The organism is Lentzea tibetensis (assembly GCF_007845675.1).
GTDB lineage: Bacteria > Actinomycetota > Actinomycetes > Mycobacteriales > Pseudonocardiaceae > Lentzea > Lentzea tibetensis.
This window is the reverse complement of sequence record NZ_VOBR01000031.1, coordinates 35,694-51,382: the sequence shown is the minus strand read 5'-3', so window position 1 is coordinate 51,382 and position 15,689 is coordinate 35,694. Positions and strand designations below refer to the sequence as shown.

Annotated in this window: 2 protein-coding genes; both read right to left on the bottom strand. The window is 70.6% G+C overall.

Going from position 1 to position 15,689, the window contains the following annotated elements; genetic code table 11:
• Positions 1 to 37 precede the first annotated feature (37 nt).
• On the bottom strand, positions 38 to 12,910 hold the full coding sequence (locus tag FKR81_RS35090) for a type I polyketide synthase (RefSeq protein ID WP_186763362.1): 12,873 nt from the start codon (positions 12,908 to 12,910) through the stop codon (positions 38 to 40).
• Entirely contained in the window at positions 12,864 to 15,683 is a 2,820-nt protein-coding gene (locus FKR81_RS35085; protein ID WP_407936568.1) for a type I polyketide synthase, read from the bottom strand. Before FKR81_RS35085 ends, FKR81_RS35090 begins: the two co-directional genes overlap by 47 nt.
• Between the last annotated feature and the right edge of the window lie 6 nt (positions 15,684 to 15,689).

The following is a 15,689-nucleotide window of genomic DNA, read 5'->3' as shown; positions in this document are numbered from 1 at the left end:
CCACTCTCCGGATCGTCAGATGGTGCACGTCAGCTGGTTACGACTCGCGCCCGAGCTCGGATCGGATGAAGGCGAAGATCTCGTCGTCGGAGGCGCTCTCGAGCTGGTCCGCGACGTCGTCCGACGAGGAGCCGACCCAGCCCGACAAGATCGCCTGCAGCCGTCCCGTCAACCGCGCCCGCACGTCCCCGCCGAGCCCACCGGCAGCGACCAGCACGCCTTCGAGCGCATCGAGTTGGCCCAGCACCGACGACTCGGTCACCACGCCGTCGTCCCGGCCCGCGATCTCACCGAGCAGCTGTCGCGCGACCGCCACCGGCGTCGGGTGATCGAAGATCAGCGTCGCGGGCAGCACGACACCGGTCGCCGCGCGCAGCCGGTTCCGCAGGTCCACCGCCGCCAGTGAGTCGAACCCGGCGTCCTTGAACGGTCGCTTCGGCTCGATCTGACCGGACGACGAATGCCCGATCGCGGCCGCGGCGCAGGTGCGCACGAGGTCGACGAGCTCTCGTTCGCAGTCTGCGCGCGGCAACGACTCCAGCCTGGCCCGCAGGACGGAGACCTCGTCCGACGCCGCGGGTTCGGCCACGGCTTCGACGAGCCCGTCGAACAGCGCGGCCGGTCGCTCCCAGGTGAACGACGGGACGAACCGGTCCCAGTCCACGTTCGCCACCGTCACCGTCGGCTCGTCCTGGTCGAGCGCCCTGCTCAGCGCCGCCACCGCGAGGTCCGGCGCCATCGCGACGACGCCTCGGCTGTTGAGCTGCTCCTCGCCCGATTCGTGCACCATGCCGCCGCCGCCCCAAGCACCCCAGGCGATCGACAAGGCGGACATGCCCCTGGCCCGCCGGCGCAACGCCACACCGTCGAGACAGGCGTTGGCCGCCGCGTACGCACCCTGGAACCCGCTGCCCCACACGCCCGCGCCCGACGAGAACAGCACGAACGCGTCGACCGACGCACCGAGCAGCTCGTCGAGGTGCAGCGCGCCCGATGCCTTGGCGGACAACACGTCGGCCAAGTCCGCGAAATCCATCTCGGACAACGTGGCCGGCCGGTCGATGCCCGCGGCGTGGAACACGGCGCGGACGTCCGGCACCTGCTCCAGCAGGGCGGCCAACTGGGCCCGATCACCCACGTCACAGGCCGCCACGGTGACCTGCACGCCGAGCGCGGTGAGTTCGGCGGTCAGTTCGCCCGCGCCCGGTGCGTCCGGTCCCCGCCTGCTCGTGAGCACCAGGTGCTCGGCGCCGTTGCCTGCCAGCCACCGCGCCACCGACGTGCCCAGCGCACCTGTTCCGCCGGTGACCAGCACGGTGCCGGTCGGCCGCCACGGTGCACCTGTCGTCCAGGCGGCGCGCTCCAGCCTGCGCCCGAACGCTCCCGACGCCCGGATGGCGACCTGGTCCTCGGTGCCGGTCAGCACCGCGCACAGCCGTCGTTTCGCCTGCTCGTCCAGCACGGGTGGAAGATCGACGAGCCCGCCCCAGTCCCGCGGGTGTTCGAGTGCCGCGACGCGCCCGAGTCCCCACACCGCGGCCTGCGCCGGGCTCACCTCCTGGTCGTCCGGCCCGGTCGAGACCGCGGCGCGCGTGACGCACCACAGCGGTGCGGACACACCCGCCCGCACCAGCTTCACGGTCATGGCGAGTCCCGGCGTGAGCGCTTCGGTCGCCGCGCCCGGCTCCTCGGCGAACGCCAGGAACGACAGCACGCCCGCGAAGTCGCCGGTGAGACCGAGCTCGTCGTCCGGTCCCACCGTGACGACCTTCGGCTGGGCTCCGTGCTCGGAGAGCGCGTCGACCGCGCCGAGCACCGACTCGTCGTCGCCGAACCCGGTGGGCACCAGGACGAGCCAGGCCCCGGACAGGCTCGCGTCGCCGTCCGCGAGCGACGTCCAGGTGACGCCGTACCGCCACGAGTCGAGCTCCGTCTGCTCCCTGCGCCGGCGACGCCACGACGCGAGCACCGGCAACGCGGGCGCGAGCGCGGACTGCAGTTCCTCGTCACCGAGCCCGGCGAGCTCCTGCCGTTCGACGGCCTGCCAGAACTCGGTGTCCGCCGGATCGGCATCGGCTTCCGCGGGCTCCGGCCAGAACCGAGCGCGTTGGAACGCGTACGTGGGCAGTTCCAACTCGCCGCCCTCGGGCACGAACCGGGTCCAGTCGACCGGCACGCCCCGCACGAACAGCTCCGCCATCGACTGGACGAATCGCGCCGACTCGTCCTGATCCCGCCGCAACGTCCCGCACACCACCCGGTCAGGACCGACCACGTCCTCCACGGACGAAGTCAGCACCGGATGGCTCGACACCTCCACGAACACACCAAAACCCTCGTTCGCCAGCTGGCCGATGGCGTCCGCGAACCGGACCCGCTGCCGCAGGTTGCGGAACCAGTAGCCAGCGTCCACCGGCCCGTTGATCCACTCGCCATCCACAGTGGACAGCCACGGAACGACCGGGGCACTCGACGCGATGTCGTCCAGCAACTCCGCCAGACGCTCGCGAATCGCATCCACATGCCAGGTGTGCGACGCATAGTCAACGGGGATCAGTCGAGCCCGAACACCATCGCTCTCACAACCGACCCGCAGCGACTCCAACGCGTCCAGATCACCAGCCACCACCACCGAAGCGGGTCCGTTGACCGCGGCGATCTCGACCCGACCGGTGAGACGCTCGGCCACCCGCTCCACCGGCTCAGCGATCGACATCATCCCGCCACGGCCAGCCAGCTCCGCCGCGATCACCTGACTGCGCAAAGCAACAATCCGCGCCGCATCCTCCAACGACAACGCGCCAGCCACACACGCCGCGGCCAACTCACCCTGCGAATGTCCGACCACCGCGTCCGGTGCCACACCACGGGAACGCCAGGCCTCAGCTAGCGACACCATCACGGCGAACGAAACCGGCTGCACCACATCAACCCGGTCAATGGTCGGGGCGCCATCAACACCGTGCACCACATCGGCCAACGACCAGTCGACGAACGGAGCCAGAGCACGCTCACACTCGGCCATCCGAGCACCGAACACCGGGTCAGCTGCCCACAAGCCGCGAGCCATCCCAACCCACTGCGCGCCCTGCCCAGGAAAGACGAACACCGTCTTGCCCGACACGTCAGCGACACCGCTCACCACAGCCGAGGCAGCACGCCCCTCAGCCAACGCACGCAGGCCATCTACGGCCTCGCCCCGATCAGCCGCCAGCACCACCGCCCGGTGCTCCCACAACGACCGCGAGAGCAAGGCGCCAGCCACCTCGCCCACACCCGCGTCGACTTCGGCCAGCCGAGCAGCCTGACCGCGCAACGCGGCCGCAGACCGCCCTGAGAGCACCAACGGCACCACACCGGACACACCGGACACTGCAGGTGGCGGCACGGGCGGTGCCTCCTCCAGCACCAGGTGCGCGTTCGTACCGGACACACCGAACGCGGAGACAGCGCCGCGACGGGGATGCCCGTTCGCAGTCCACTCCCGCGCCTCGGTCAGCAGCGACACGGACCCGGTCGACCAGTCGATCTTGGTCGACGGCGCGTCGACGTGCAGCGTGCGCGGCATGACACCGTGCCGCAGTGACAGCACCATCTTGATCACGCCTGCGACACCGGCCGCCGCCTGGATGTGCCCGATGTTCGACTTCAACGACCCCAGGTACAGCGGGGCCTCGCGGTTCTGGCCGTAGGTCGCGATCACGGCCTGCGCCTCGATCGGATCACCCAGCGCGGTACCCGTGCCGTGCGCCTCGACGACGTCGACCTCGGCGGCTTGCACACCGGCGTTCGCCAAAGCCTGACGAATCACCCGCTGCTGAGCCGGGCCGTTCGGTGCCGTCAAGCCGTTCGACGCACCGTCCTGGTTGACCGCCGAACCCCGCACCACGGCCAGAATCCGCCTGCCGTTGCGCTGCGCGTCGGACAACCGCTCCAGCACCAGGACGCCCGCACCTTCACCCCAGCCGGTGCCGTCGGCTCCCTCGGCGAACGACTTGCACTTCCCGTCGGGGGACAGTCCGCGCTGCCTGGAGAACTCGATGAACCCGCCCGGTGTCGCCATCACCGTGGCGCCGCCGGCCAGCGCCAGCGAACACTCGCCGGACCGAAGTGCCTGCGCCGCCAGGTGAATCGCCACCAGCGACGAAGAACACGCCGTGTCCACCGTCACCGCAGGTCCCTCGACGCCCAGCAGGTAGGACACGCGCCCAGCGGCCACGCTGGAGGTCGTGCCGGTCATCAGGTAGCCGTCGAGCTCGGTGCCGGACGCGACGAGACTGAGGTAGTTGTTCGACGTCAGTCCCGTGTAGACACCGACGTCCTGGCCCCGCAGGGAAGTCGGGTCGACGCCGGCGCGCTCGAGCGCTTCCCAAGTCGTCTCCAGCAGCAACCGCTGCTGGGGGTCCATCGCCAGCGCCTCGCGCGGAGACACACCGAAGAAGTCCGCGTCGAAGTCGGCGACCTGTCGCACGAACCCACCCGCGCGGGTGTACGCCTTGCCCGGCGCGTCCGGATCCGGGTCGTACAGCCCGGCCAGGTCCCAGCCTCGGTCGGACGGGAACTCGCTCACCAGGTCGGCACCGCGGACCAGCGCCTCCCAGAGCTCCTCCGGCCCGGAGACACCGCCCGGCAGCCGCAGCCCGAGACCGACGATCGCGATCGGCTCCTGCGACGAGGTCGTGGCGGCCACCACCGGTCCCACCACCGGCGCCTGGTCGGTCAGCGCACCGCGCAGGTGTTCCGCCAGTGCGACGGGGTTCGGGTAGTCGAACACCATCGTGGCGGGCAACGGCACTCCGGTCAGCGCGGTCAGCCGGTTCCTCAGCTCGACCGCCGTGAGCGAGTCGAACCCGGCGTCCTTGAACGCCTGCCCCGGCCGCACCAGGTCCGCACCGCCACCGAGCACCTCGCCCGCCTCGGCACGGACCAGCTCGACCAGCGCGGTCGTCTGCTCCGCTTCCGGCATGGCGCGCAGCCGCACGAGCAGGCCGGAGCCCGCGTCCGCAGTGCCCGCGGCCCGTCGTCCGGCTCCCGCCAGCGAACGGAACAGCGGCGGTACCTGCCCTGCTGCGGCGTGCCGCCGGATCGCCGCGATGTCCAGCAGCGTCGGCACGAGCGTCGCTCGGGCCGCACGAAGACCGGCGTCGAACAGCGCCATCCCGCGTTCCGCGTCGAGCGCCCGCATGCCGGAGCGGGCCATCCGCGCGAGGTCGGCGTGGCTGAGCTGACCGGCCATCCCGCTTTCCCAAGCGCCCCAGGCCAACGCCACGGCCGCCTCACCCGCGCGGCGCCTGCGTTCGGCCAGCGCGTCGAGGTAGGTGTTCGCGGCGCCGTAGTTGCCCTGGCCACCGCTGCCGAGCACGCCCGACGACGAGGAGAACACCACGAAGGCCGCTAGATCCGTGCCGCGGGTCAGCTCGTCGAGGTGCAGCGCCGCGTCCGCCTTGGGACGCAGCACCCCGTCCACCCGCTCCGGGGTGAGCGCGGTGATCACACCGTCGTCCAGCACACCGGCGGTGTGCACGATCCCCGTCAACGGGGCGTCTGCCGGAACGCAGGCGAGCATCGCCCTGACCTGGTCGCGGTCCGCGACGTCGCAGGCGACGAACTCCACCCGCGCACCCAGGTCCTCCAGTTCGGCCCGCAACTCAGCGGCGCCCGGCACGCCCTCGCCCCGGCGCGAGGCGAGCACCACGCTGCGCACGCCGTGGTGCGCGATCACGTGCCGGGCGGTGAGCGCGCCGAGCGTGCCGGTGCCACCGGTGATCAGCACGGTCCCGTCCCGATCGAGCGGCCGCCCGAGCCGCAGCACGTTCTTGCCGACGTGCTTGGCCTGCGCCATGTGCCGGAACGCGTCCGGCGCCTTCCTGATGTCCCACACCGTGATCGGCAACGGCCGGAGGTCACCGGACTCGAACGACTCGACCAGCGAGCGCAGCATCCGCCCGATCGCGTCGGTGCCCGCCTCCTGCAGGTCGAACGACTGGTACAGCACACCCGCATGCGCTTCGGCGACGGCCGCGGCGTCGCGGACGTCGGTCTTGCCCATCTCCAGGAACCGGCCGCCCGGACGCAGCAACCGCAGCGACGCGTCCACGAACTCGCCTGCCAGCGCGTTCAGCACGACGTCGACGCCCTCGCCTCCGGTGGCGGCCAGGAAGTGCTGCTCGAACTCACAGGTCCGGGAGTCGCCGATGTGGTCGTCGTCGAGCCCCATCTCACGGAGCACGGCGTGCTTGCCGGTGCTGGCCGTCGCGAAGACCTCGGCCCCGAGGTGCTGGGCCAGCCGCACGGCTGCCATGCCGACGCCACCCGCACCGGCGTGCACCAGCACGCGTTCACCGGCGCACAGCCCACCGAGGACCGTGAGCCCGTACGAGGCGGTGAGGAACGCGGCGGGCACCGACGCGGCCTGCTCGAACGACCATCCGGCCGGAATCCTCGCCAGCGACCGTTCCTCGGTGACGGCGATGGGACCGAACGCCAGGCTGGCGCCCACCACCCGGTCGCCAGGTGCCAGCGAGGTCACGCCGGTACCGACCTCGAGCACCACGCCCGCGCCTTCGCCACCGAGGCTGACCTCGCCGGGATACATGCCCAACGCCATCAGCACGTCGCGGAAGTTCAGGCCGCACGCCCGAACGGCGACCCGCACCTCGCCGGACCCCAACGGCGCCAACGCGTCCGGGCACGGCACCAGTGCGAGGTTCTCGATCGTTCCCGCGGCGGTCGTGTCCAGCACCCACGGCCCTTCCGCCGGTGGCTGCAGGCCGTCCGCGTCAGCGCGGGCCAGGCGGGGCACGGAGATCCGGTCGCCGCGCACCGCCACCTGCCACTCGCCCGCGGCCGTGAGCCCGTCGAGGTCCAGCTCGACGGCACCCTCGTCGAGATCCGCGAGCACGATGCGGTCCGGGTTCTCCGCCTGCGCCGCGCGCACGAGGCCCCACACCGCGGCGGCGGCCGGATCGACCTGGTCGGCGGGGTCCACCACCATCGCACCGCGGGTCGCCACGACCATCCTGCACGAGGCGAACGCTGGATCCGTGATGAACTCCTGCAGGACCGACAGCACTCGTCCCACCAGCTCGCGGACCCGTTCCGTCTCGTCCGCGATGTCCACATCGGACTCCGCGGGCAACAGCAACCAGTCGCCGCTGAGCCCGGTCAGCCCGTCCGTGATCACCGTGACCGCGCAGGGTGCGCCCGTCGCGGGCGCGGTGGTCCACTCGACCGCGAACAGCCCGTCCTGGTGCGTCACACCGGACAGCTGCGCCACCGGCACGGACCGCGACACCAGCGAACCCGCCGAGAGCACCGGCGCGCCGAGCGGGTCGGCCAGCTCGAGCCCGAACGACTCCGCCGCACGCACCACCCGCACCCGCAGCTGACGGGCCCCGGTCGCGTGCAGGACGACGCGGTTCCAGGCGAAGGGCAGCCGGACCGTTCCGTCGTCGGCGGTCTCCGTCGTGCCCGCGGCACCGGTGTGCAGCGCGGCGTCGAGCAGTGCGGGGTGGATGCCGAACCCGGCCGGGTCAATCCCCTCCGGCAACGTCACCTCGCCGAACACCTCGTCGCCGCGCACCCAGGCCGCGGTGAGGCCCTGGAACGCCGGGCCGTAGTCGTAGCCGCGGCCGGTCACGCCCTGGTAGAAGTCGGTGAGCCCCACCGGTTCCGCACCCGGCGGCGGCCAGTCGGTGAAGTCGTGCTGGGCCCCGGGAGCCTCGGTCGCGAGCAGACCGGCCGCGTGCCGCGCCCACTCGCCGTCTCCGCTGTCCGGTCGCGAGTGGACGGTCACGGACCTGCGTCCGGTCGCGTCGATCTCGCCGACGCCGACCCGCAGCCGCAGCGCACCCGTCTCGCTCAACCGCAACGGCATCTCCAGCACCAGCTCGTCCAGCACCGGGTGCCCGACCCGATCGCCTGCGTGGATCGCCATCTCCACCAACGCCGCGCCGGGAACAAACACCTCACCCGCGACCGCGTGATCAGCGAGCCACGCGTGCGTCGACAACGAGATCCGGCCGGTCAGCACGACACCGTCCGGGGCGTCGACCACCGCGCCCAGCAACGGGTGGTCCGCCGACGTGAGTCCGACTCCGGCGAGGTCACCGACCTGTTTGCTCGCGGTGAGCCAGTAGTGGTCGTGCTGGAACGCGTAGGTCGGCAGCTCGACCCGGCCGGACGGCTCGGGAACGTGGTGCGTCCAGTCGACCGGCACGCCGTGCGTGAACAACTCCGCCAGCCCACCGAGCAGCGTGGCGACCTCGGGCTTGTCCCGACGACACAACGCAGCCGCCACCACATCACCGAGCACATCGCGGACCATCGCGGTGAGCACACCGTCCGGTCCGACCTCCACCCACCGCGCATCCCGCAGCGACGTCGCCGCGTCCGCGAACCGCACCGGCTTGCGCACCTGCTCCACCCAGTAGTCCGGCGTGCACAGGTCACCACCCGCCGTCGAGACGATCGGGATCCTCGGCTCCAGGTACTCGATCGACTCAGCGACCTCACGGAACTCGTCCAGCATCGGCTCCATCAACACCGAGTGGAACGCGTGACTCACCGTCAACGGCTTGACCTTCCGGCCCCGCTCGACGAACACCCGCCCCACCTCGGCAACAGCCTCCGCAGTCCCGGAGATCACCACCGAAGACGGACCGTTCACCGCCGCGACACCCACACCATCACGACCGGCCAGCACCTCGAGAACCTCGTCCTCGGTGGCAGCGACCGCCGTCATCGCCCCACCAGCGGGCAGCGCCTGCATCAACCGCGCCCGAGCCGTGACCAGCTTGGCCGCATCCGGCAGTGACCACACACCGGCCACGTGCGCAGCACTCAGCTCACCAATCGAATGCCCCACCAGCACATCCGGCCGCACACCCCACGACTCCAACAACGCAGCCAACGCAACCTCGAACGCGAACAACGCAGGCTGCGTGTACAACGTCTGATCAAGTAGGCCATCCGGCTCACCGAAGACCACGTCCCGCACCGAACGTTCGGTGTCCAGCGCAGCACACACCTCGTCGAACTTCTCAGCAAACACCGGATACGAGTCATAGAGCTCACGGCCCATGCCAGCCCGCTGCGCACCCTGACCCGTGAACGCGAACACCAGCTTCCCGGCAGCCCCATCGGCGACACCGGTCACCACACCGGGAGCCGACCGACCCTCAGCCAACGCCCGCAGACCATCACGAAGCCCGTCCCCATCAGCCGCCAGCACCACCGCCCGGTGCTCCCACAACGACCGCCCCAACAACGAACCAGCCAACTCGCCAACACCAGCGTCAAGACCGGCCAACCGAGCAGCCTGACCTCGCAACGCCTCCGCTGACCGGCCCGACAGCACGAGCGGCACCACACCGTCCACATCAGACACTGAGACGGACCCGGCAGGCGGCGCTTCCTCCACGATCACGTGCGCGTTCGTCCCGGACACACCGAAGGACGACACACCAGCACGACGCGGACGATCGGACGACGGCCACTCACGTGCCGCGGTCAGCAACTCGACAGAACCGGCCGACCAGTCGATCCTCGACGACGGTGTCTCCGCGTGCAGCGTGCGCGGCATGACACCGTGCCGCATCGACAGAATCATCTTGATCACACCAGCGACACCGGCCGCAGCCTGCGCGTGACCGATGTTCGACTTCAACGACCCCAGGTACAGCGGCGTCTCACGGTCCTGGCCGTAGGTGGCCAGCAGAGCCTGCGCCTCGATCGGATCACCCAACGAGGTGCCCGTGCCGTGTGCCTCCACCACATCCACATCACCGGTCGACAACCCGGCATTCGCCAACGCCTGACGAATCACCCGTTGCTGCGCAGGACCATTCGGCGCCGTCAAACCATTCGACGCACCATCCTGGTTCACCGCCGAACCCCGCACCACCGCCAGAATCCGCCGACCGTTGCGCTGCGCGTCCGACAATCGCTCCAGCACCAGCACGCCGACGCCCTCGGCCATGCCGAACCCGTCGCCGAACTCCGAGAACGCCTTGCACCGGCCGTCCGCCGCGAGCGCGCGCTGCCGGGAGAACTCGATGAACCCGTCCAGCGACGCCATCACGGTCGCGCCGCCCGCGAGCGCCATCGAACACTCGCCCGAGCGAAGTGCCTGCGACGCCAGGTGAATCGCCACCAACGACGACGAACACGCCGTGTCCACCATGACCGCCGGACCCTCGACACCCAGCACGTACGACACCCGACCGGCCGCGACGCTGCCGGCGTTGCCCGCCATCAGCAGACCCTCGACACCGGGCGGAAGCTCACCGCTGGTCGAGCCGTAGTCGTGGTGGATCAGTCCGGTGTAAACGCCGATGTCCTTGCCCCGCAGCGAAGTCGGGTCGACTCCCGCGCGTTCCAGCGCCTCCCACGTCGTCTCCAGCAACAGGCGCTGCTGCGGATCCATCGCCAGCGCCTCACGCGGCGAGATCCCGAAGAAGGCCGCGTCGAACGCCGACGCCTGCCCGAGGAATCCTCCGCCGCGGGTGTACGCCTTGCCCGGCGCGTCGGGATCCGGGTCGTACAAGCCGTCGACGTCCCAGCCACGATCCGACGGGAACTCGCCGACCAGGTCCGCGCCGCGCAACAGCAGTTCCCACAGCTCGTCGGGCCCTGTCACGTCGCCCGGCAGCCGGATCCCCAGACCCACCACCGCGATCGGCTCCTGCGAGACCGCGACAGCGGCTCGCACCACGCGCGCCGCATCAGCCTCGCCACCCAGCTCCGCACGCAGGTGCGAGGCAAGCACCGACGCGTTCGGATAGTCGAACACCAAAGTCGCGGGCAACCGCACACCGGTCACCGCCGTCAACCGATTCCGCAGCTCAACGGCGGTCAACGAGTCGAACCCGGCGTCCTTGAACGCCTGGCCCGAACCCACCAGATCCGAACCACCACCCAGCACCGACCCGGCCTCAGCCCGCACCAACTCGGTCAACAGGGCGAGCTGCTCGGCCTCAGCCAGGCCGGCGAGCCGTCCCAGCAGGCCCGAGTCGCCGACGGCCGCGTGCGCGACGCGGCGGCCAGGACCGGCGAAGCGCTTCAGCAGTGCGGAAGTCCCGGCGTGCCGCCGCACCGTCGCAACGTCCAGTGCGACTGCGACCAGCAGTGGCCGCGCGGACACCAGCGCCGCGTCCAGCAGTTCCGGACCGGCATCCAGCGGCAGGACGCGCACCCCCGCCCTCACCTGCTCCGATCCCCAGGCCACCGACACCGCGGTCTCGCCGGCCGCCCGGCGCCGCTGCGCGACCGCGTCGACGAACGCGCTGGTCGCGCCTACCACCTCGCCACCACCCAGTAGCGCGCTCGCCGAGGAGAACACCACGAACGCGGCGAGGTCCACACCGCGGGTCAGCTCGTCCAGTTGCAGCAGGAAGTCCGCGTTCGGGGACGCGTCCGCGTACACAACACCGGTCAGCGGAGCGTCGCCCGGCACCCGGCTGAGCAACGCCTCCACCTGACTGCGATCAGGACCATCGCAGACGACCACCCGTGCCCCGAGCGCCTCCAACTCGGCCACGACCTCCGTGCCAAGATCATCCGGAGAAGCCAGGACCAGCGAACGGACTCCGTGCTCAACGACGAGGTGGCGCGCGGCCATCTCGGCGAGCGTCCCGGCGATCAGCACCGTCCCCGCCGGGTCCAGCCCGGCACCGCCTGTCGAGTCCTGGCCTGCGGACACGAGCCTCGGCACCCAGATCCGCGAGTCGCGGACCGCGACCTGCCACTCACCGGCCTCGGCCAGCTCGTCCGGGTCGAATCCCGGTCCGTCCGCCAGGTCGACGTCGGCGAGCAGGATCCGGCCGGGGTTGGCGGCCTGGGCGCTGCGCACCAGTCCCCACACCGCGGCCTGCACCGGGTCGACCGCGTCGGTCGGGTCGACCGCAACGCTCGCGGACACGGTCACCACGAGGCGGGCGGTGCTCCACGCCGGCTCGGTGATGAAGTCGTGCAGCAGAGCGGAGATCCGGCTCACCTCGTCCTGCGAGAACTCGGTGATCGCGGCGTGCGTCACCACCCACGGAGGCACCTCATCGGGCACGGTGAGCGGGAGTTCGGGCAGGTCCGGCGCACTTTCGGCAGTCGGGAGACACTCCCAGTCGATGCCGAACGAGGTGCCGCGGGATCGCTGACCGGCCAGTCGTTCCACCGGCACCTGCCGCATCGCGATCGACCCGATCGAGAGCACCGGGCGCCCGGTCGCATCGGCGAGGTTGAGCTCGATCGCGTCCGCGGTCGCCACGAGACGCAGTCGCGCCGCGGCCGCACCGGTCGCGTGCAGCACGACCCCGTTCCAGGCGAACGGCATCGAGACCGAGCCGTCCTCGGCCGGCGGCGCGGCAACGGAAGCACCCTGCAGCGCCGCGTCGAGCAACGCGGGATGGATGCCGAAACCAGCGGGGGACGTGGCGTCCGGGAGCACGACCTCGCCGAAGACCTCACTCCCCCGCACCCACACCGAGCTGAGCCCCTGGAAGGCCGGGCCGTAGTCGTAGCCGCGCTCGGCCAACGACGAGTAGAACTCAGCCAGCTCCACCGGCCGCGCACCCTCCGGCGGCCACACCGAGAAGTCCACGTCCTGAGCCGAGCCGTCAACGGCCAGCGACCCGATCGCGTTCCGGACCCACTCGCCACCGTCCACACAGGAATGAATCGACACCGGCCGCCGCCCCGAGGCGTCGACCTCGCCCACGCTCACCTGCACCCGCGTGACACCGTCCAACCGCAACGGCGCCTCGAGCACCAGCTCGTCCAGCACCGGACAGCTCACCTGGTCACCGGCGTGGATCGCCATCTCCACCAACGCCGCACCGGGCACCAGCACCGCACCGGAGATCGCGTGATCAGCCAGCCACGGATGCGCACCCACCGCCACCCGGCCGGTCAGCACCACACCACCCCGACTCAGGAACCTCGACCACCGCACCCAGCAACGGATGCCCGGCACTTCGCAGACCCAGCCCGGCCAGATCACCCGTGCCGGGAGCAGCTGCCAGCCAGTACCGCTCCCGCTGGAACGCGTACGCCGGCAGCTCGACATGCCCGCCCTCGGGCACGTACCGGCTCCAGTCGACCGGCACACCCCGCACGAACAACTCAGCGAGCGACTGGAGAAGCCTCCGCGACTCGTCTTGGTCCCGCCGCAGCGTCCCGCACACGACCTTGCCGGGACCGACGACGTCCTCCACGGACGAGGTCAGCACGGGATGGCTCGACACCTCGACGAACACACCGAAACCCTGGTCCGCCAGCTGGCCGACGGCGTCCGCGAACCGCACCTGCTGCCGCAGGTTCCGGAACCAGTAGCCCGACTCGACCGGACCCGTCACCCACTCGACATCCACGGTGGACAACCACGGCACCGTCGGCGCGCCCACGCCGGACAGCTCAGCCAGCTGTTCCTCGATCGCGTCCACGTGCCAGGTGTGCGACGCGTAGTCAACGGGGATCAGTCGAGCCCGAACACCATCGCTCTCACAAGCGACCCGCAGCGACTCCAACGCGTCCAGATCACCAGCCACCACAACTGAAGCGGGTCCGTTCACCGCGGCGATCTCGACCCGGCCGGTCAGACGCTCGGCCACCCGATCCACCGGCTCGGCGACCGACATCATGCCGCCCCGGCCGGCCAGCTCCGCCGCGATCACCTTGCTGCGCAACGCCACAATCCGTGCAGCATCGTCCAGCGACAACGCACCAGCCACACACGCGGCTGCCAACTCACCCTGCGAATGCCCGACCACCGCATCCGGCCGAACCCCACACGCCTGCCACACCGCCGCCAGCGACACCATCACCGCGAACGACACCGGCTGCACCACGTCAACGCGGTCAATCGTCGGCGCACCATCAACACCGTGCACCACATCCGCCAACGACCAGTCGACAACCGGAGCCAGGGCCCGCTCACACTCGGCCATCCGCGCGGCGAACACCGGGTCAGCAGCCCACAGCCCACGGGCCATCCCGGCCCACTGCGCGCCCTGCCCAGGAAAGACGAACACGGTCTTACCCGCGGCATCAGCCACACCGGTCGTCACACCAGGAGCAGAACGCCCTTCAGCCAAGGCGTGCAGACCATCACGTAGCTCGTCCCCATCACCAGCCAGCACCACCGCGCGGTGCTCCCACAACGGCCGGGCGAGCAAGGCACCAGCAACATCGCCGACGCCCGCGTCAACCTCAGCCAGCCGGGAAGCCTGCTCCTGCAACGCTGCCGCCGACCGAGCCGACACCACCAGAGGTACGACACCGTCCACAGCAGACACCGCAGGAGGCTCGATGGGCGGCCCCTCCTCCACGATCACGTGCGCGTTCGTCCCAGAGACACCAAAAGACGAGACACCAGCACGACGCGGGCGGCCGGACGACGGCCACTCACGCGCCTCAGTCAACAACTCCACCGCACCAGCCGACCAGTCGATCCTCGACGACGGCGCATCCACGTGAAGCGTCCGCGGCATGACACCGTGCCGCATCGACAGAATCATCTTGATCACACCGGCAACACCGGCCGCAGCCTGCGCATGGCCGATGTTCGACTTCAACGACCCCAAGTACAGCGGCGTCTCACGATTCTGGCCATAAGCCGCGATCAACGCCTGAGCCTCGATCGGATCACCCAGGGTGGTGCCGGTGCCGTGCGCCTCCACCAGGTCCACGTCACCGGCCGACAACCCGGCGTTCGTCAACGCCTGGGTGATGACCTTCTGCTGCGCGGGCCCGTTCGGCGCCGTCAAACCATTCGACGCACCATCCTGGTTGACCGCGGTACCCCGGATCACGCCCAGGATCCGGCGGCCAGTGCGCTGTGCGTCGGACAACCGCTCCAGCACCACGACACCGGCACCTTCGGCCCACCCGGTGCCGTCCGCACCCTCGGCGAACGCACGGCAACGCCCATCCGCGGAGAGGCCGCGCTGCCGGGAGAACTCGACGAACGCCTCGGGCGTCGCCATCACCGTGGCGCCACCCGCGAGCGCCATCCGGCACTCGCCGGACCGCAACGCCTGCACCGCCAGGTGAATCGCCACCAGCGACGACGAACACGCCGTGTCCACCGTCACCGCAGGACCTTCGACACCCAGGACGTACGACACCCGGCCCGCGGCCACGCTGCCCGCACTGCCCGCGGCTCGCAGTCCTTCCACCGCCTCGTTCGCGCCACCCAGCGTGGCGTAGTCATGAGTGATCAGTCCGGTGTAGACACCGACTGCCTCACCACGCAGCCGGGTCGGGTCGATCCCGGCGTGCTCGAGCGCCTCCCAGGACGTCTCCAGCAGCAGGCGCTGCTGCGGATCCATCGCCAACGCCTCACGCGGCGAGATCCCGAAGAACCCCGCGTCGAACTCCGCCGCACCGGTGAGGAAACCACCCCGCCGCGTGTAGGACTTCCCCGGCGCATCCGGATCCGGGTCGTACAAGCCGTCGACGTCCCAGCCGCGATCGGCGGGAAAGTCACCCACGAGATCAGCGCCGTTCGCCAGTGCGGTCCACAGGTCCTCGGCGCTGGCCACGCCACCCGGCAGCCGGACACCGATGCCCACCACCGCGATCGGCTCGACCCTGCTCGCTTCGATCTCGCTCAGGCGTTGCCGGGTCTGACGCAACTCAGCAGCGGTCCGTTTGAGGTAAGCGATCGCCTTGTCATCACTTTCCATCACCACATC